The organism is Flavobacterium sediminis, assembly GCF_003148385.1.
GTDB lineage: Bacteria > Bacteroidota > Bacteroidia > Flavobacteriales > Flavobacteriaceae > Flavobacterium > Flavobacterium sediminis.
Map to the genome: position 1 here is coordinate 2,098,401 of NZ_CP029463.1, position 18,330 is coordinate 2,116,730.

At 36.3% G+C, this 18,330-nt stretch carries 15 protein-coding genes and 5 tRNA genes; 7 read left to right on the plus strand and 13 right to left on the minus strand.

The window, feature by feature from the left end:
• Positions 1 to 75 precede the first annotated feature (75 nt).
• Positions 76 to 495: a CBS domain-containing protein gene (locus DI487_RS09750; RefSeq protein ID WP_109569474.1), complete on the plus strand. Its 420-nt coding sequence runs from the start codon at positions 76 to 78 to the stop codon at positions 493 to 495.
• A 103-nt stretch (positions 496 to 598) separates the two neighbouring features.
• Here the strand turns inward: DI487_RS09750 and rpe are convergent, their stop codons facing one another.
• Together rpe and DI487_RS09760 are read right to left on the minus strand one after the other, a co-directional pair.
• The gene (gene rpe, locus DI487_RS09755; RefSeq protein WP_109569475.1) at positions 599 to 1,258 is read right to left on the minus strand and encodes a ribulose-phosphate 3-epimerase; all 660 of its coding nucleotides are present in this window, start codon (positions 1,256 to 1,258) and stop codon (positions 599 to 601) included.
• 234 nt (positions 1,259 to 1,492) lie between these two features.
• Positions 1,493 to 2,356 carry a sigma-70 family RNA polymerase sigma factor gene (locus DI487_RS09760; RefSeq protein ID WP_045967558.1) on the minus strand — a complete coding sequence of 288 codons (864 nt, stop codon included), beginning with the start codon at positions 2,354 to 2,356 and terminating at the stop codon, positions 1,493 to 1,495.
• Between the two features lie 174 nt (positions 2,357 to 2,530).
• On the opposite strand from DI487_RS09760, the gene DI487_RS09765 reads away from it, so the two are divergent.
• The 6 genes from DI487_RS09765 (at position 2,531) to DI487_RS09790 (ending at position 10,730) form a co-directional block, all read left to right on the plus strand.
• Positions 2,531 to 3,427 carry a helix-turn-helix domain-containing protein gene (locus DI487_RS09765; RefSeq protein ID WP_109569476.1) on the plus strand — a complete coding sequence of 299 codons (897 nt, stop codon included), beginning with the start codon at positions 2,531 to 2,533 and terminating at the stop codon, positions 3,425 to 3,427.
• 119 nt (positions 3,428 to 3,546) lie between these two features.
• Positions 3,547 to 4,578: an efflux RND transporter periplasmic adaptor subunit gene (locus DI487_RS09770; RefSeq protein WP_170108194.1), complete on the plus strand. Its 1,032-nt coding sequence runs from the start codon at positions 3,547 to 3,549 to the stop codon at positions 4,576 to 4,578.
• 30 nt (positions 4,579 to 4,608) lie between these two features.
• Positions 4,609 to 7,749 (plus strand): efflux RND transporter permease subunit, encoded by a 3,141-nt coding sequence (locus tag DI487_RS09775; RefSeq protein WP_179948677.1) that lies wholly within the window; start codon positions 4,609 to 4,611, stop codon positions 7,747 to 7,749.
• Between the two features lie 87 nt (positions 7,750 to 7,836).
• Complete coding sequence (locus DI487_RS09780) at positions 7,837 to 9,117, plus strand: TolC family protein (protein ID WP_109569478.1); 1,281 nt, start codon at positions 7,837 to 7,839, stop codon at positions 9,115 to 9,117.
• Between the two features lie 6 nt (positions 9,118 to 9,123).
• Complete coding sequence (locus DI487_RS09785; RefSeq protein WP_109569479.1) at positions 9,124 to 10,107, plus strand: beta-ketoacyl-ACP synthase III; 984 nt, start codon at positions 9,124 to 9,126, stop codon at positions 10,105 to 10,107.
• A 29-nt stretch (positions 10,108 to 10,136) separates the two neighbouring features.
• Positions 10,137 to 10,730 (plus strand): TetR/AcrR family transcriptional regulator, encoded by a 594-nt coding sequence (locus DI487_RS09790; RefSeq protein WP_109569480.1) that lies wholly within the window; start codon positions 10,137 to 10,139, stop codon positions 10,728 to 10,730.
• A gap of 37 nt (positions 10,731 to 10,767) precedes the next feature.
• On the opposite strand, the gene DI487_RS09795 is transcribed toward DI487_RS09790, so the two are convergent.
• From DI487_RS09795 to DI487_RS09835, 11 genes are all read right to left on the minus strand, one after another.
• The gene (locus DI487_RS09795; RefSeq protein ID WP_109569481.1) at positions 10,768 to 11,316 is read right to left on the minus strand and encodes a 3'-5' exonuclease; all 549 of its coding nucleotides are present in this window, start codon (positions 11,314 to 11,316) and stop codon (positions 10,768 to 10,770) included.
• Positions 11,317 to 11,456: 140 nt separating this feature from the next.
• The gene (locus tag DI487_RS09800; protein ID WP_109569482.1) at positions 11,457 to 12,554 is read right to left on the minus strand and encodes a slipin family protein; all 1,098 of its coding nucleotides are present in this window, start codon (positions 12,552 to 12,554) and stop codon (positions 11,457 to 11,459) included.
• Between the two features lie 345 nt (positions 12,555 to 12,899).
• A tRNA-Leu gene (locus tag DI487_RS16050) sits at positions 12,900 to 12,988 on the minus strand.
• A gap of 294 nt (positions 12,989 to 13,282) precedes the next feature.
• Positions 13,283 to 13,600, minus strand: a complete 318-nt coding sequence (locus DI487_RS09805) for a hypothetical protein (RefSeq protein WP_109569483.1) — start codon at positions 13,598 to 13,600, stop codon at positions 13,283 to 13,285.
• 37 nt (positions 13,601 to 13,637) lie between these two features.
• A tRNA-Phe gene (locus DI487_RS09810) sits at positions 13,638 to 13,711 on the minus strand.
• 5 nt (positions 13,712 to 13,716) lie between these two features.
• Positions 13,717 to 13,790 (minus strand) — tRNA-Leu (locus tag DI487_RS09815).
• Positions 13,791 to 14,018: 228 nt separating this feature from the next.
• Positions 14,019 to 14,089, minus strand: a tRNA-His gene (locus tag DI487_RS16055).
• Positions 14,090 to 14,189: 100 nt separating this feature from the next.
• Positions 14,190 to 14,263: transfer RNA gene (locus DI487_RS09820), tRNA-Arg, on the minus strand.
• Positions 14,264 to 15,131: 868 nt separating this feature from the next.
• Positions 15,132 to 15,587, minus strand: coding sequence for a VapA/VapB family virulence-associated protein (locus tag DI487_RS09825; protein ID WP_245896343.1), 456 nt, complete (start codon positions 15,585 to 15,587; stop codon positions 15,132 to 15,134).
• Positions 15,588 to 15,771: 184 nt separating this feature from the next.
• Positions 15,772 to 16,518 carry a LytR/AlgR family response regulator transcription factor gene (locus tag DI487_RS09830; RefSeq protein WP_109569484.1) on the minus strand — a complete coding sequence of 249 codons (747 nt, stop codon included), beginning with the start codon at positions 16,516 to 16,518 and terminating at the stop codon, positions 15,772 to 15,774.
• Positions 16,511 to 18,265, minus strand: a complete 1,755-nt coding sequence (locus tag DI487_RS09835; protein ID WP_245896345.1) for a tetratricopeptide repeat-containing sensor histidine kinase — start codon at positions 18,263 to 18,265, stop codon at positions 16,511 to 16,513. The genes DI487_RS09830 and DI487_RS09835 overlap by 8 nt, the downstream gene beginning before the upstream one ends.
• Positions 18,266 to 18,330 lie beyond the last annotated feature (65 nt).

Here is an 18,330-nt window from a genome sequence, read left to right on the forward strand (position 1 = left end):
ATTTCCAATGATTTAGTGCCTCGGATTATTGTTGTTTTATATGTAATTTTGAATAGTAATCAAAAATTAAGCCTTATGAAACAACGTGTTCCAGTTTCAACTATAATGACAACAAATGTAGTTAAGTTGAATATTACCGATGATCTGACCAAAGCAGAGAGCCTTTTTAAGAAGCACCATATTCGCCATATTCCGGTTGTAAGCGGCAACAAGATTTTAGGAATGTTAAGTTATACGGATTTGTTGCGTATCTCGTTTGCTGATGCCGTTGATGATAATGATGAAGTAGTAGATACCACAGTGTATAATATGTTTACAGTAGAGCAGGTTATGGCCAAAAATTTGGTTTCTATTTCACCGGAAACAACGATCAAAGAAGCTGCTGAGGTTTTATCAAATAAAGAATTTCACGCGCTTCCTGTTTGCGAAGGGAATCTGCTTGTAGGAATTCTGACAACAACAGATCTGATCAAATATTTGATAAGTCAATATTAGAATCCAAATAGATCAGATAGTTTATTATCTTGACCAAGGAGAGAAATCTTATAAAATTATGAGACTTCTCTCTTTGATCGAAGTGATATTTTAAATTGAATTTTTATTGCGTAATGACTTTTAAATCGGCGATGGTGGCAACCGGATCCTGAGCCCCGAAAACATAACTTCCGGCAACTAAAACATCGGCTCCGGCATCTACAAGAGCCTTCGCATTTTTATTAGTTACTCCTCCGTCGATCTCAATTAAAGTCGGAGCGTTTTTCAGAGCGATCAGTTCTTTCAGTTTTTTTACTTTGGCATAAGTGTTCTCTATAAAAGATTGTCCGCCAAATCCCGGATTAACACTCATTAAACATACAAGATCGATGTCTTGGATAACATCTTCTAATAGCATGATATTAGTATGAGGGTTAATAGCTACTCCGGCTTTCATTCCTTCTGCTTTTATAGCTTGTAATGTTCGGTGCAGGTGAGTGCAGGCTTCGTAGTGAACAGTAAGGATATCAGCTCCCAATTTTTTAAAAGTAGTGATATAACGATCAGGATCTACGATCATCAGGTGTACATCAATTGTTTTTTTAGCATGTTTACTGATGGCATCTAATACCGGCATACCGAAAGAAATATTCGGAACGAAAACACCATCCATGATGTCAATGTGAAACCAGTCTGCTTCACTTTGGTTGATCATTTCAATATCGCGTTGAAGGTTGGCAAAATCAGCTGCTAAAACAGAAGGAGCAATTAAAGTATTTTTCATTTTGTTGTGTTGTTGTGTCGTTTATAAATTTGAACATTTGCAAATTAGCATTGCTAATGTTCAATATTTTTGCAAATGTACAAATTAAGATCTTATATTTTGAGTTTTGAATATTCAACTTAGAATTTTGAATCTAGAAGTTTATTAATAAAACAAAACCCCGGTAATCAGCCGAGGTTTCAATCATCAATCAAAAAACGAACAGTTATTAAACTGTTGTTGCGTTTAATAGGCTTAGCCTAAATATGTTTTCAAAATTTTACTTCTTGAAGTGTGTTTTAATCGTCTGATCGCTTTTTCTTTGATCTGGCGAACACGCTCACGAGTTAAATCAAAAGTTTCACCGATCTCTTCCAAAGTCATCGGATGTTGATCTCCTAAACCGAAGTATAAGCGAACCACATCAGCTTCTCTTGGAGTCAGTGTTTCCAAAGCTCTTTCGATTTCAGTCTGCAAAGATTCGTGGATCAATTCTCTGTCAGGGTTCGGAGATTCTCCGGAACGTAAGACATCGTATAAGTTCGAATCTTCACCTTCTACAAGCGGGGCATCCATGGATAAGTGACGTCCTGAATTTTTCATAGACTCTTTAACGTCATTTACTGTCATGTCCAACTCTTTTGCAATCTCTTCAGCAGATGGGGCACGCTCACTGGATTGCTCCAATAAAGCATACATTTTGTTGATCTTGTTGATGGAACCGATTTTATTCAGTGGCAAACGTACAATACGTGATTGTTCTGCCAAAGCTTGTAAGATAGATTGACGAATCCACCAAACAGCATAGGAAATGAATTTAAAACCACGGGTTTCATCAAAACGTTGTGCTGCTTTAATCAAGCCTAAGTTACCTTCATTAATTAAATCGGGTAGTGTAAGTCCTTGATTTTGATATTGTTTTGCAACCGATACCACGAAACGTAAATTAGCTTTAGTCAATTTTTCCAATGCTCTTTGGTCACCGGCTTTGATTCTTTGTGCTAATTCTACCTCTTCATCAGCAGTAATAAGATCAACTTTACCAATCTCTTGAAGGTATTTGTCTAAAGAAGCAGTCTCACGGTTTGTAACCTGCTTCGTAATTTTGAGCTGTCTCATTTATTTCTCTCCTTAGTTCTTTTAAGTTCAGTACTTATACGGAATGAGTTTCAAAAAAGTTACAATTTTTTTTTATTTTTTTAAAATTGATGAATAGAGAGGTTGTTGAAGAGGAAAAAGATAAGATTTGAATGATAGATATATTTTTTATTTTTACATAAAAAGCAATACAATTTGAACAATAAATATTCTATACAGCAACATAGTTTAAAAGATGTTTTCAGTATTCTGGGACAGGAAGAGCAATCAAGCGAATTACACGTTAGCTTTGATGAAGAACCAATAACAGAAAACCCTTTTCCGTATCCGTTTCGTTCAGATACTATAGGTATAATGCTTATAACAAAAGGAAAAATCAAGATACAACTTAATTTGGTTACATATTTGTTAGAAGAAAATGACCTTATTATTTTTTCTCCGCAAACCATTATTCAGGTCTTAGAAATCATAGAAGACACAGAGTCTATCGGAGTCAGTTTTACACAAGATTTTGCACAAAGAAACCTTTTGAATCACAGTGATTTAAATGTATTGCGTTTTTTTACAGTAAAAGAAAAACCGGTTTGGAAACTTACGGTAGAAAAGCGAGACATATTTTTTGTCCTGATCAGAAATATGTATTATCTCAATTTGAATCAGGAAGCATTTTATCAAAAAGAAAGAATTGCTCATTATTTTAATTTGATAACTTTGGAGTTTATGGACGTTTTCAGAAAAGATATAAAAGAGATGAAAATGAAAACATCCCGTAAAAAACAACTTGTCCTGAAGTTTCTCAGTTTATTGGAAGTCCATGTAAAAGAAGAACGAGGAGTACAGTTTTATGCTAATAAACTTTCTGTTACACCCGATTATTTGTCCAAAGTAACAAAAGAAGCATCCGGTTTGTCTGCTCGCGAAGTCATAGAAGAAGTAGTTATTATGGAAGCTTTGGACTTACTTGTTGATAATTCGTTGACTATAGCTCAGATAGCGGAGAAGCTTAACTTTAGCAATCAGTCTTTTTTTGGAAAATTTTTTAAAAAGAAGATGAAAATTTCTCCGAAAGCTTTCCGAGAACAACACAAGTGATCTTTTTCTGTTAAAAAGTACGGATTTAGACCAAAACTAGCCGAAAACAGGTCTTTTGAACCCTAACCGATTCACGGATATTTGCAATTCAAATTATCAAATGTAAAAATCCGATGAATATGGTTAGAGTAAATCTTTTTTTGATATTGTTGTCTGCGCTGATAGTGTCCGGCTGTGGGAATAAAGAACAAAAAAGCACAGAAAAAGGAACAGAAGCATACCCTGTTTCCGTAAAGGAAATAACGGTTTCAGAGCAACCTGAAAAACTTACTTACAGTGGAAGTATAGAAGCAGATAATACCGTTTCCATTGGTTTTAGTGTTGCGGGTAGAGTAACCGTAGTTTATGTTCAGGAAGGAGAACATGTTTCTAAAGGACAGTTATTAGCAGCCATTGAACCTGATACATACCAAAATAATCTTGATGTAGCAAGTGCGGGTTTAGAACAAGCACAAGATAACTTTAACCGGTTAGATCAGTTGTACAAAAAGAACAGTTTGCCCGAGCGGGATTATATTGCTGCAAAAGTAGCTTTGGCACAGGCAAAAGCCAATAGTCAGTCTGCAACTAAAAATTTAAAAGACACTAAACTTTATGCGTCTTTTTCAGGTATAGTTACTCAAAAAAATACTGAAGCAGGTGCAACTGCAGCGCCTGGTATTCCTGCTTTTACTCTTGTAAAAACAGATAAAGTCTATGCTGTAGCGGCTATTACTGAAAATGAAATTTCATCATTGAAAATAGGAGCCGAAGCACAGGTTTCTATTCCGTCACTGAACAAGGAGGTTAGTGGAAAAGTAACCATAATCAATCCGCAGGCAGATAACTTTTCAAAAACATATACTGTAAAAGTTCGTCTCGATAATGCAAACGGACAACTTCTACCGGGAATGATTACTGATATTATTATCAGCACAGGTAAAAATCAAAAAGGGATTATTGTTCCGGCACAAGCACTTGTACGTGATCCGGATAATATCAATTACGTGTTTGTTGCTAAAGAAAACAATATTGCAATTAAAAAAAGAGTAAGTATTTCTAAAATAACAGGAACTAACGATGTGGTGGTAAGCAAAGGGTTGCAAGCAGGCGATAGACTTATCATAAGCGGACAAACGAACTTGGAAGACGGTTCATCGGTTAAATTCTAATCTCTTTTTAATGTAAAATCTTGTTTAAAAATGACGAAACGTAACATACATTTCCTAGAAGCTGCAATGAAGCACAAGCAGGTAGTTATTGTGCTGGTAGTCCTGTTGATGATTATGGGGCTTAATTCGCTGATGAATATGCCGCGAAGCGAAAATCCGCGCATTGATATGCCTACGGCATTGGTATATGCTTTGTATCCCGGAGCTGATGAGCATCAGGTAGAGGAAGAAGTAGCAAAAAAAATAGAACAATATTTGTTTTCATTTGAAGAAATCAAAAAGAAAAAAGTTAAATCTGAAGTCCGAGAAGGGCAGGTTTTCTTAACAACAGAGATCTATACCAGTGTGAAAGATCGCAAAAAGTTTTGGCACACTTTACAGTTAGATATGGATGCGAATTTACGTTCTAAACTTCCTGCCGGTGTGATCGGACCTTTTATCAATAGTAATTTTGCTGATGTAACAGCAATGATTATTTCGGTATCGTCAAAAGAGCGCTCGTATGCCGAAATAGAAAAGTATCTTGATAAACTGGAAGACGGACTGAAAGTGATTCCGATGGTTTCTAAAATCAACCGTTCAGGTGGGCAGCGTCAGCAGATCTATATCAAAATAGACGATAAGAAGTTGCAACAATACGGTTTTGATATTAGTACACTTATCGGAACGTTGCAACAACAGAATGTAACGAGTTATACCGGCGAAGTGGCAATGGGGTCAAACAATACGATCCCGATTTATACCAATAGTCGTTATAAAGATGAGAATGATATCGCCAATCAAATTATATATACCACACCTTCAGGAACAATTGTCCGTTTGAAAGATGTAGCAACATTAGAGCGTCGTTTTGAGGAAAAATCATCTTTTGTACGAATAGGGGAAGAGCAGGCAATGGTACTGTCTATTGATATGTTGCCCGGGAACAATGTTGTAGCTTTCGGAAAAGAAGTAGAAGAAAAGATTGCTACGATCCAGAAAACTTTTCCGCCCGATATAAAAATGAAAACGATTGTAAACCAACCGGAAGTAGTTGATGAGAGTATCAGTCATTTTATGAAGGAGTTTGGTTTGGCTATCGGTTCAGTAGTGTTGGTCGTAATGTTGTTGTTGCCTTTTCGCGTAGCAGCAGTAGCTTCAGCAGCAGCACCTATTTCTATTCTGATAACTTTTGCTTTTATGCAAATGTTCAGTGTCGAACTTCACCAGGTAACATTAGCAGCTTTGGTCATTGTTTTGGGAATGGTTGTAGATAATGCTATAGTAGTTGTTGATAATTATATTGAAAAACTGGATGAAGGCATTACACCTTGGACAGGGGCATGGCAGGCAGCCAAGCAGTTAATGATTCCTATTTTTACGGCAACGTTAGCTATTATTTTTGCATTCCTTCCATTGGCTCTTTTTATGGATGGTATTGCTAAAGATTTTATGTTTTGGCTTCCTGTTACAGTGGCAATAGCCCTTACTATTTCCATGCTCATTGCACTGTTGTTTACACCTTATACGTGTTATGTATTTATTAAAAAAGGATTAAAACACAAAGTAAGCGATCGTCCTGTAAAGAAAAATATGCTTGACCACTTACAATCTGCTTTCGACAAAGGAATAGAAGCCGCTTTCAGATATCCTAAAACCACTATTGCTCTTGGTGTATTATCGGTATTATCTGCTTTTTTCATTGCAACTAAAGTAGATTCTGAATTTTTCCCGTTATCAGAGCGCAATCAGTTCAATATGGAAGTCTGGATGCCAAACGGAACTTCACTGGAGAAAACAGAAGAAAAAGTAAAAGAACTGGAAACTATTTTGAAAAAAGATGAGCGAGTAGTAGATGTAACGAGTTTTATAGGAATGAGTTCACCTCGTTTCCATACTTCATATGCACCTGAATCGCCTAAAAAACATTTTGCCCAAGTGTTTATTACAACGGTTGATAATGATGCAACTAACGAAATGGCACATGAATATCTGCAAAAGCTGAAAGGTTTTATACCTGACGGGGCTGTTAAAATAAAACAATTAAGTTTTCAGGAAGGCGCACCTATTGATATTCGTATAGTAAGCGAGAACGAAACAGATCAAAAAAGAGTAGCCTTAAAAGTTAAAAAGATACTTGAAGAAGCCGAAGGTACGAACTATGTCCGTTTGAGTAGCGAATACGACTACATGGGGGTAAAGCTTAATATCGATAATGTAAAAGCGAACCGACTTGGTATTTCTAATCAGAGAATCACTCAAACTTTGGGTGCAGGATTAAAAGGTTTTGCTTTTTCCACTTTGTGGGAAGGCGATAAGCCCGTGGATATCTTTTTGCGCTATGATAAAGAAAGCAGAAAAGATCTTACAGCACTTGAAAACCTGCATATTACATCTATGTATGGGACTAAGATTGCGTTGAAAGAAATAGCCACGCTGGAACCGGAATGGCATACCGGAATGCTTTTAAGACGCAATGGGTTAAAACTGTTAAGTGTATATTCCGAAGCACAATTAGGTAAAAAGCCATCACGTATTTTGAAAGATATTCAACCGCAGATAAATGCATTAGAATTGCCCAAAGGAACAAGTATTCAATATGGAGGGGATGCAGAGTCAAGTGCGGAAAATGCTCCGGGAATGGGAATTTCACTTGGGGTGAGTCTTATCCTTATTTTCCTTACGTTATTGTTTCAATTCAAAAGTTTGGGGAAATCACTTATCATTTTGTGTACGTTCTTGTTGAGCTTGTTCGGTGCATTCTTCGGATTGCTTATTACAGGGAATCCGTTGGGAATGACAGGTTTTATGGGAATCATCAGTTTGATTGGTATTGTAGTGCGAAACGGGATTATATTGGTAGATTATGCCGACGAACTTATACGTGACCACGGATACACACACAAGGCGGCGGCTATTGCAGCTGCAAAAAGGAGAATGCGACCTATTTTCCTTACATCAGCGGCGGCGGCAGTTGGAGTGGTTCCGATGATTATTGGTAAATCTCCAATGTGGGCACCACTGGGAAGTGTATTGGCTTTCGGATTGATATTTTCAATGATACTTACCTTGTTTGTCGTGCCGGTAATGTATTATAAATTTTTAAAACAGCCCATTATTCCTGAAGAAGCGCCTGAAATTCAGCCTGATGGTGATGATGATGTGATGTATAAACCCGTAACGACTCATTAACTCTATTAAACAGTAATCTTCAAACTGTCCTGTTATTTACTGCAATTCTGTAATTCCCTTTGACAGGGCAGTTTTTATAAAGAAAAAATGATGAAAATACAGCAAAATAAAATTGTGATCCTGTTTTTGTCCGTCATGTTACTTTTCGGGTATGATGGAAATGCGCAGGAAAGAAAACTTTCATTGGAAGAAGTGAAATCTTTGGCTTTGGAAAATAACAAAAAACTCCAAAAGGCACAAAAAAGTCTGGAAGCTGCACAAGCAGCAAGCGCTTCTGCACAAGCAGGCGGCAAACCTACAGTCGATGCCAGCGCAACAGGGATTTATCTTTCCGATCCTTTGAATATGCTATTACCCGAATATCAGGGAAGCGGAGTGCTTTCAGTATCTCAGGTATTGTATGCGGGTGGAAAAGTGCACAATGCAAAAAAACTTTCGGCATCAGCTGTTGAACTGCAAGCCGCTCAAAAAGATTTAACAGAAGATGAAATTTTACTGAATGCAGAAACGGCTTATTGGCAGATAGTTAATCTGAAAGAGAAGAATGTTCTGGCCAATGAATACGTAAGGTTGCTCAATGCCTTGCATACCAGTCTTAAAAATTCTTTTGATGCAGGCTTAATTTATAAGAATGATCTACTAAAAGTAGAAGTACAACGCAATGAAGCTGAACTCAATCTGACAAAAGCAGAAGATGGCTTAACGATGGCAAAATTGAGTTTGGCACAAATTATAGGTTTAGACAATATTAATTTTGATATACAGGACGACGTGTCGATTACCTATTCATTAGTTTCGGAAGCAAATACCTTATCAGTGGAAAGTCGACCTGAAGTTAAGATGCTTGGTAAAGCTGTGGAAATTCAGAAATTACAAACAGAATTGTTGCGAGGTGATCGCAGACCAACAGTTGCATTGAGTGCTAATGGAATTGCTGCATTCGGGAAACAAATCAATTTTGAAGACGGAAGTAATGATATGCAATTTTTTGTAGGCTTACTATCAGTAAATGTTCCCATTTTTGATTGGGGCGGAAGAAAGCAAAAAGTAAAAGAACAACAGTTCAAAACAGAAGCACAAAAATTAGAGTTAGAAGAAACCAAAGAATTACTTGGATTGGAAATTCAAAATGCGTGGTTGCAACTCAATCAGTCAGCAAAACGTATAGATCTTACTCAAAAATCACTACAGCAGGCAGAAGAAAACCTTCGTTTAAATCAGGATAGATTTGAAGCAGGAACGGTCTTGGGCGAGGATGTGCTGGAAGCTCAGGTATTGTGGCAACAAGCCTACTCTAATGTAATAGATGCTAGAGCTGAATACAAAGTAAGTGAAGCCAGATACAAAAAAGCAATTGGAGAGTATTAACAAGCTATGCGATTGAACGCCAAGATAACAGCTTTGGGAGGTTATGTGCCTCCCGGGATCAGAACTAATGCATGGTTATCTGATATTTCTGACACTTCCGATGAGTGGATTTTAAAGAGAACAGGAATCCGGGAAAGAAGGATTTTGGCTAACGATTTGGGAACTTCTGATATGGTAGTAGAGGCCGTACAGAACCTGTTGATGAAAGCAGAAATTACAGTTGAAGAAATAGCATGTTTAATTGTTGCGACCTCAACTCCTGATATGCCGATGCCTTCAACAGCTAATATTGTTTGTCGGAAATTAGGCATTAAACAAACTTTTGGCTTTGATATAAATGCAGCATGTAGCGGTTTCTTGTATGCTTTGTCTTTGGGAGCTTCTTTAGTTGAAAGTTGCAGGTATAAAAATGTTATAGTGGTTGGGGCAGATAAAATGAGTAGTGTATTAAATAAGTATGATAGGACTACAAATATTCTTTTTGGGGACGGAGCAGCAGCCGTTTTATTACAGTCATCAACGGAAAAAGCCGGTGTAATGGACAGTATTTTAGAAGGCAATGGAGAAGGAATGGAATTTCTAAATATTGAGGGAGGAGGGTCACGCTATCCGGCTTCAATGGAAACATTACTCTCTAAAAAACATTTTATTAAGCAAGAAGGGAGAGTTGTATTTAGGAATGCTATTGCAAAAATGGTTAAAGTGTGTAGAAATCTGCTTGAACAGAATCAATTAAGTATAAAAGACATTAGTTGGTTTGTACCTCATCAGGCAAATCTTAGGATTATAGAAGCAGTCGGAAAAGAATTAGGAATAGAAAATGAAAAGATTCTAACAAACGTACAGTATTATGGTAATACAACGGCTGCTACTATACCTTTATGTCTGTGGGACTATGAAGCTACAATAAAAAAAGGAGACCTTTTATTATTGACAACTTTCGGAGCAGGGTTTACCTGGGGTGCTACTCTTATAAAATGGGATATTTAGATTATTGATACCCGATAAAAAATGCAATAATGACCAAGGATGATAAAGCAGAGTATATCCTGCAAGTAGCCAGAGCGTATTTTTGTAAAATAGGGATTCATGTAGTTTCTATGGATGATATTGCTCAAGAGTGTGGTATCTCTAAGAAAACTCTTTATACTCTTTTTGAAAATAAAGCATGTCTGGTATCCATGATATTGGAGCAGGAACAGGAAATTTTTGAACTAAATCTTGAGAAAATAAATAGTAAAGCTATAAATGCTATTGACGAGTTAATTTCCTTTTTCAAATATTTAAATGATATCTATATACATATCAATACTGTTTTCATAAACGATCTAAGGAAATACTATAAAGATTCATTTATTAAATTACGGAAAGAGAATGAGCAATTGGTGGAGCTTTTTTTACAAACAAATATAGAACGAGGTATTAGTGAAGGAGTGTATAAGAATATCGAAAGAAAGGAAAGTGCAATACAGTTATTTATGAAGATTATGGAATTGTTTTTCTTCGAAAGAGATCAGGAAAAGTTGAGAGGAGGAGATGAGGTAGAATTTTTAGGCAAACTTTTATGCATGTGGTTCTTGAAAAGAGTTCCAGTTATTCAACAAAATAAGTGAATCACAATGTTAAAGTTTGCCTTTTAGATAAGGAGCATTAGTGTGATTGTAAACACCAATGCAAAATCTTAGCAATGTTCTTTGCATCGTCTATACCTCTGTGATGAGTTCCTTCCAGAGGCAACCCTAAAATTGCCAAAGCACCATTCATACCTGTTTTTTTATGTAAGCCTTTAACCTCAGCAAACAATTCTTTTACATTAATATGTTGGCTTCCTAATGGATAAGGGATTTTTCTGGCTTTACACTGGCGCTTAAGCATATTCAGGTCGTATTGTCCGTAACTGGCCCAGGTATATTGATCCGCCTGATACTCTCGGACTAACATCGCAATAGCTTCTTCAAAAGTTACACCTTCCGTATCTAAAAGTTCTTGAGTAATAGTGGTCAGTTCAGTACAAAAAGAACTTACTTTCGAACGGGTAGGGCGTACTAATATCCCTTTGTTCTTAGAAATGGTACCACTGGAACGATCTAGCTCGCAAATACCGATCTCAATGATCTCATGCACTTCACCGGTAGGGATTTCTCCTTTCCAGCAAGTAGCTTCTAAGTCAATAATTAAAATTTTATCTGTTGTTTTCATGTTTTGTTTAATCGATCATGCTCTCAATAATTTTCAAGAGAGCTAAAATAATTTTTATAATAGTTTGAAAATCAATTTTTACCTCTTTCATTTTCTTAGTTTTTTAAAAACCTCGAAAATGCTATCTTTTCGAGGTTTTTTTATTTTACAAAAATCTCTTTCAACTGCCCGATGACGTTTCCGCTTCCTGAAATGGTAATTTCTCCGATACGGTCAGCGATTTTCTCCACATATTCCATTTCTTTCAATTTCCACAACATTTCGTTTTCTTCCATCAATTTAGCAGTGTTCAATAAACTACGGGTTGCCGCAGTTTCCTCACGTCTCATAATACTGTTAGCCTGTGCTTTTTTCTCGGCCATCAATACCTGATTCATGATCTCTTTCATTTCGCCCGGTAAGATTACGTCGCGAATTCCGGCATCTGTAATTGCAACACCTAATTCTTTTGCTCTTGCTTGAGTGTCTTCCAAAATAATTTCGGTAATACGGTCTTTTTTGCTCAACAATTCGTCTAATGTAAATCCACCGACAAAAGCTCTTAAGGCCAACTGCATTAAAACATACAATTGTTTTTCGTAGTCTTTGTTTTCTACAACAGCCTTCTGAATATCGGTTACTTTGTAATTCACAAAGAAGTTGATACGTAAGGCGGCTTTGTCTTTGGTCAACAATTCTTGTCCTGATATTTCCATTTGTTTTTGGCGAATATCCACTTTTATTACATCAATTGGAATGGCGTTATTCCAGAAATAGAAAGTTCCGGCAGACAATTCTTTGGCGAATGTTCCGTTGATAAACAATAATCCTTTTTCGTAATTGAAGACTTGAAATTTACGGGTGTACATTCGCAATTTGATGTTCTCCAGCAAACTCGTGTTTATATTTTCTTTAATTGCCACTTTAGCCAGGTCCACTTTGATAAATTCATTGGTCAAGTAACCTTTCCAGAATGCGTATCGACCGGTTTGCAAAACTTCTTTGAACATTCCGTTTGTGAAGTACAAGGCTATTTCAGTATCGCCCACTTCAACGATCTCTAACATAGAAGCTAAGGTTGAATTCTCTAACAAAATGTTCAATTCCACCGTAGCCACGAAAGACTGCTTCATTTCAAATAATTTCACTTCTTTATTCCCGACGATCCAGAAGTTTCCTTCCTGCAATACGTCGGTCAATTTTCCTCTTTCAAATACTAAACCTACTTGGTAAGCATTAATAGTAATGTATTTAATCATGTCTTTATATTTTAATTCTATTGTTTTCTTTTAAAGAAAACTTTCGGTTTTTATCCTTAACCCAAAACGGAAAAAAGGTTAGTTAACAGAAGCATTCAAATGGTTAACTGTTTTGTTTCATTGGCTTATTATAAACCAGTGATCACACAGAAAAGCAAAAGAACGGTTTTGAAAGCGAAGCCCTTTTCAGGTTTCTTCGTAAGTGTTTCTCAATTTCGAAAAATGTTGAAACAGATAAAAACCAAATGTTTTCAATTTTTTGCACCTTTTTTAAGAGTAATGCCTCTCTCGTAAAAACAGATTTACAGTCTGCTTTTGGGACTCTACCAACTGAGTTAACGCCTCTGCAGGCATATCGGAATCGAACCGATGACCACCAAATGGAAAGTTACAAGAACCTTAATCTTGCGCGTTTAGCCGCTCCGCCATACTACTTTCGTAGTAGCAGGATTCGAACCTGCGAAACTAATGGTAGATCGTTTTTTGGAAAACAACCGCAAACCTCCAAGCCAAGTTGCATAATGCTACTTCATACGTTTTACGTAAAGAGCATTACATTAGTGCTATACAGAAACACCCAACAGGACTTGCTTGATATTTTTACCCTAATATTGTTATTTCGACGTTAGGAGAAATCTCATAATCTTTTGTATTCAAAGAACGTTTTCTTTATTACTGAACAAAGATTCAAAACGAAGTACGCAGTTATTTTGCGTAGCAAAAAATAATTATAATCCCATTCGTTTTTGATGTTCTTTATCTCGTACCTCTATAGCTCCGAAGGGACTTCCTTTAAAATAGCCGATGTTGACAAATCCGTTTTCTTCTGTTATTAAGGATTCTTTTTTGGTTACGGCTCCAGTATATTTAGAACCATATTGCCCAGTTATTTTTTTCGTTGCCGGATCAACGTCGCCCCATTGTGGTGTTTTACCGTTATAGAGCGGTTCTACAAAATAGATGATTCCGGTAATTCTTGACTTCATCAAAAATCTTCCTGTTTCATCTGTGTTGGTCAAAAAGCGTTTTACAATGTCTGGTCTCATCTTCTTTTGTTTTTAATTAAACTTCAACTTCTTTTAGTGGAACAGATTCGAATCGAACGAATACCCCTTGTGCTTCAAACAAGTGTGCAACACCAAGTACACCACTGTTCCTTTTGTACAGGAAGAGAGAATTGAATGCTCAAAATTCAGATCCTAAATCTGATGCGTCTGCCTGTTCTGCCATTCCTGCAATTTTGTGGAAGTAATAAGATTTGCACTTATTCAGCATAAAAGCACTTGTTTTACAGACAAGCTCGGCTCTCTGACTCCGACGTACTTCCAAATTGTCTGAGAAGCAGGATTGTTTACCTAATTTTATTATTTTTTTAGGTGTTCACGAATGCTTCGCATTTCGAATCTGCAATCTTCTACATCCAAAGAAGACAAGCAACCAATCGTTATCTTCCCAGTTATTTAGGGTGTTTTCGGGAATCGAACCCTGTTCTTTGAATTCACAGTTCAATGCTTTACCAAATAAGCTAAAAACACCATTTGCGGCTTATACGGGAATGGAACCCGTGTTTCCTGAGAGACAGTCAGGTAGGTTAGTTAGTCCCTTAATAAGCCAGTCCCTTTCTAAAGACTCATGTGATCCTGACAGGGGTCGAACCTGTAACCTTTCGCTTCGTAGGCGAATGCTCTATCCTGTTGAGCTACAGAATCTTAATTTTAGGCATAAAAAAAGCACCTCTTTTTGAAGGTGCTCCATAACGATACAATTGTATATAACAATCTATTCCCTATATGGAGGCACCAATTTATAATCACTATAAAACACCGGACGGTAAGATCCTAAAGAAGTATTTTTTGCTTCAATTGCTATAAGTGTTATATGTTGTTTTAAATCTCGTTTCATTTTTATCAGTATAAGCTTCAGGTTATAAAGTATTCGTTGTACGTAATGATCTAACTATTTGTTGTTTCAAATTTCTGAGGCAAAGATAAGGTCAAAAAAAAGTAACTTCCAAATATTTTTTAAAATTATTTCATTGATTATCAATTGTTTATGTTGTTTTTAGGCAATAGGTGTCCGATCCGCTTTCGGCAGATTTTTCTGAAGAATTCAAATGGCTGTCTCTCATTTGATTACCTTTCAAGTTTTATTTCAATTTATGTTTACTGATCATCTGACATTTTTTAATTTTTTTTTCACACTAGGTTTGTTTAAGTGTCATTTTCATACGATTTTTTGTTTTTTTGGTATAAAAAAAAGCGCCCTTTTGACTAAAAGGACGCTTTGAAATAGCTATAGTATTTTAAATCTTGATTTATTTTTTATAGATCTTCACAAAACATCCGGTAGGTTTAGAAGGGAATTTTACCTCTAAACGATAGTTGCTATCACTTGAAATAGCTTGTATATGTAGGTTTTGTGTTCTCATTTCGCAGGCAAAGGTAAGATTTTTGTTAAAAAAAAGCATATAAGTATCAAAAATTTATGCTTTACGACCTGAAAAAGTAATGAAATATTAGTTATACAGCATAAAAAAGTGCTCTGTATAGAGCACTCTCAATTTTTTATCTGTTTACTTTATGACCAATGACCGCTACCACCGCCGGTACCTAAAACAGTTGAAACAGATCCGGATTGGAAATGTCCTAATAAGTTAGAATGCTTGTCAAAAAACAATAAACTAGTATATACAGGAGTACAATTAAATTGAAAACTAACTGTATCCGAATATAATTTATTAATATCGTCAGTATAAACATCTCCGAACAAAGCTCCTCCTCCGGGTGAAGATACTCCTCCTGCATTTCCGTTAAAGGATTTCCCGTTTTTGATGTTGACCTGAAACTTCAGATAAAAGATCATGCTGGCTACACTACCATTTGCTCCGTATGAAGAAGTAGTAGCTGTTAAGCCTTTTTTTACAGATGCTATTGCTGCATCGTCCATTTTTCCTGCTGTTGCCACATGAAAATCATGTGCAATCATTTCCGGGGTTACTTGCTGCATTTCTGCAGTGCCGTTTTTTTCAGACATAACTTAAAATTTAAAATAGACCTACTCTTTTTGCTTTTCGGTTTCCGCATGAAGTAATTCTATAACAATATTACAACAGAAAAAGAACAGGGAGCAGAGGAGAAAAGCTTGTTTTGAGATACAGGTATAACTGCTTTATAAACAGGTTGTTTACAGGGGTTGTGTTTATAGGTTGTAGTCGCGGTTATTTTAAAGTTCGTATTCTTTTTGTCAGGTTTTTATATTTTTCACCTAAGGTCACTTTATGGTTTCCGGCTAAGATAACCAAGTTATCAGAAGGAACAATCTCAATGATCTTCTCTGTATTTACAATATAGTTTCGATGTGTCCGGCAAAAAAGAGTATTGTCCAGCATATCGAGGATCTTGGTTAAAGAGATCAGGATAACGAATTTTTCTTTTTCAGTGATAATGTTGCAGTATTTCTCTTCGACCTCAATATAAATGATATCAGCGATCAATACTTTTTTTAACGATTTACCTTTTTTAATGAATAAGTATTCGGTACTGATCACTGTGTCTTCCTCTTCACCCAAAAAAACATCGCTCTGAGCATAGAACTTTTCAATGGCAAGTTCTAGCGCATACAAAAGTTCCAGTTCGTTGAATGGTTTGAGCAGGTAACTGAACGGGTTTGTCAGTTTGGCGCGTTCAAATGTATGTCGGTCTGTAGAACTGGTCAAAAAGACAAAAGGCTTGGCCGAATTAGGAATAACGTTAATCGTTTCGGCAAAGGTGATCCCCTCCGGGATACCGTTTAAGTAAATGTCAATAATAACGATGTCGACTTTGTTGGCATAAAATAAAGCTAAAGCATCTTTATGGTTAGTAGCCAGGCCTACAACATTGTAACCATTCTCCTTTAATACAGTGATTAAGGCTTCACTTTCAGAAGGAGTATCTTCAACAACCAGAATATTTATGTTATCCATCAGACACGGTTTTAGGCAAAGATACAATCATTTTCGTTCCTTTTCCCAATTCACTTTCTATTGTGAATTTTCCTTTGTTCTTTTTGATCATCGATTTGCAAAGTTGCAGCCCTAATCCGCTACCTATTTTGTCATTGTTTTGCTTCTTTATTAATGAGATATCTTCTTTAAGAAGGTTTTCACGGGTGGTGGCATCCATGCCTAAACCGTTGTCTTCAATGATGAGGTCACAGTACATATCGTTTCGACTCCGGGTATAGATGTGAATGTACCCTCCTTCTTTTGAAAATTTAATGGCATTGTCCATCAAGTTCCTCAAAATGATCTTTAACGATTCCTGATCGGCATAGACCACTTCGCTTCGGGCAACATTATTTTCAAACTGAATCTCTTTTTCCTGTAACAGGGATTTGTAATTGAAGCTGATCTGTTCCACTATAAAGAACAAACGCATAGCGGTAATTTCAAAGAATGATTGCTGACTTTGTAATAATGCCCAGTGCAACAGGTTGTCCAGTAAATTATAGGTAGAATTGGCTATAGCGCTGTTCTGATGCAGTAGAAAGTCTAATTCATCCAGATTTTTAGTCTCTAAGTTCTTTAAAAGTTTGCTGTTACTTGTTTTTAAAGCATTGACAGACGAACGCAGATCGTGGCTAACGATAGAGAAAAGCTTGTCTTTAGTAGCATTTAATTCGTCTAATTTTTGCTTCTGAGCCAGTATGATCTTATTTGATTTTATTTTTTCAAGATAAAAATAAACTCCGGTGATCAATAAGACTAAGAGAACAATAGCCGAATACAGAAGCCCGTTCCTTTCAGCAATTTTAATTTTGTTCTCTGCCTGCAAAAGACTCACTTCTTTTTGCTTCTGTTTAACGGCAAATTGTTTTTCCAGTTGGGCAACTTCCCAGATCTTATTTTGGTCGTTCAAAGAATCTTTCCATTTTTCAAATTCTTTTCTGTACTGAAGCGATTGGAGAAAATCTTTTCGGTTTTCTTCCACTATAGCCATATTATAGGCTGTAGTATATTTTAGTCTGAAATCTTTTGTCTTTTGAGCGAGTTCATAGGCCTTTATAAAATAAGGAATTGCCTGATCGTCTTTGTATTGTTCGTAATAAAGATTCGCGATATCGCCGTAGGATCCTATCAGCATAATAGTGTCCTGTTCTTGTTCCTGTAGTTCGGTGCTGTTAAGCAAATAAGACTCGGCATTAGAAAACTGACCTAAATGAAGGTAACAGATCCCCAGATTGTGTTTTATAGTACTGGCTTTAATACCGTAGAGTTCAGGATTGCTTAATGCTTCCAGTTTTTTAAAATAAGGGATGGCTTTTTCCGATTCGTTGTTCTCTAAAGCTAATTCACCTAAAAGCATGGTTACCCGTTGGTAAAAAAAGAAACGGTTTGTGATATCGGATAATTCTTTTTGACTTTCTTTGAATAGTTTTTTTTCTTTGAAACTGAAGCCTCTGAAAAAGTGACAGTAATCGTTGATCGTTTTGTCTGAGCGGTTAGAATTGAGCTGTCTTATGGAATAGACCAGAGTAGAATCCCATTTCTTTTCTAAAAAGAAAGTATATGTTTTTTTAAAGTAAGGAGCATCAGATAAAGCCTTGCATTTTTTCTCAATCTCTTTTTCAAAGAGCAGATGCAGTTGTTTTTGAGCTTGCCCTTTAGCCAAAGGATGGACAACCAGAAAAAAGAGAATAAAAATCCTGAAAAACGTAAGATTCATTCGCATGCCGGATCAGATTTGGTGCTTTACAAAACGAATCGGCAAGTTAGCTAAATTTTGTGATAAAAAAA

What these genes read in the sequence shown, in the direction of transcription:
- DI487_RS09750 (WP_109569474.1), top strand. Translation starts at nt 76, where the DNA reads ATGAAACAACGTGTTCCAGTTTCAACTATAATGACAACAAATGTAGTT.
- rpe (WP_109569475.1), bottom strand. Translation starts at nt 1,258, where the DNA reads ATGAAAAATACTTTAATTGCTCCTTCTGTTTTAGCAGCTGATTTTGCC.
- DI487_RS09760 (WP_045967558.1), bottom strand. Translation starts at nt 2,356, where the DNA reads ATGAGACAGCTCAAAATTACGAAGCAGGTTACAAACCGTGAGACTGCT.
- DI487_RS09770 (WP_170108194.1), top strand. Translation starts at nt 3,547, where the DNA reads ATGGTTAGAGTAAATCTTTTTTTGATATTGTTGTCTGCGCTGATAGTG.
- DI487_RS09775 (WP_179948677.1), top strand. Translation starts at nt 4,609, where the DNA reads ATGACGAAACGTAACATACATTTCCTAGAAGCTGCAATGAAGCACAAG.
- DI487_RS09780 (WP_109569478.1), top strand. Translation starts at nt 7,837, where the DNA reads ATGATGAAAATACAGCAAAATAAAATTGTGATCCTGTTTTTGTCCGTC.
- DI487_RS09785 (WP_109569479.1), top strand. Translation starts at nt 9,124, where the DNA reads ATGCGATTGAACGCCAAGATAACAGCTTTGGGAGGTTATGTGCCTCCC.
- DI487_RS09790 (WP_109569480.1), top strand. Translation starts at nt 10,137, where the DNA reads ATGACCAAGGATGATAAAGCAGAGTATATCCTGCAAGTAGCCAGAGCG.
- DI487_RS09795 (WP_109569481.1), bottom strand. Translation starts at nt 11,316, where the DNA reads ATGAAAACAACAGATAAAATTTTAATTATTGACTTAGAAGCTACTTGC.
- DI487_RS09800 (WP_109569482.1), bottom strand. Translation starts at nt 12,554, where the DNA reads ATGATTAAATACATTACTATTAATGCTTACCAAGTAGGTTTAGTATTT.
- DI487_RS09805 (WP_109569483.1), bottom strand. Translation starts at nt 13,600, where the DNA reads ATGAGACCAGACATTGTAAAACGCTTTTTGACCAACACAGATGAAACA.
- DI487_RS09825 (WP_245896343.1), bottom strand. Translation starts at nt 15,587, where the DNA reads ATGTCTGAAAAAAACGGCACTGCAGAAATGCAGCAAGTAACCCCGGAA.
- DI487_RS09830 (WP_109569484.1), bottom strand. Translation starts at nt 16,518, where the DNA reads ATGGATAACATAAATATTCTGGTTGTTGAAGATACTCCTTCTGAAAGT.
- DI487_RS09835 (WP_245896345.1), bottom strand. Translation starts at nt 18,265, where the DNA reads ATGCGAATGAATCTTACGTTTTTCAGGATTTTTATTCTCTTTTTTCTG.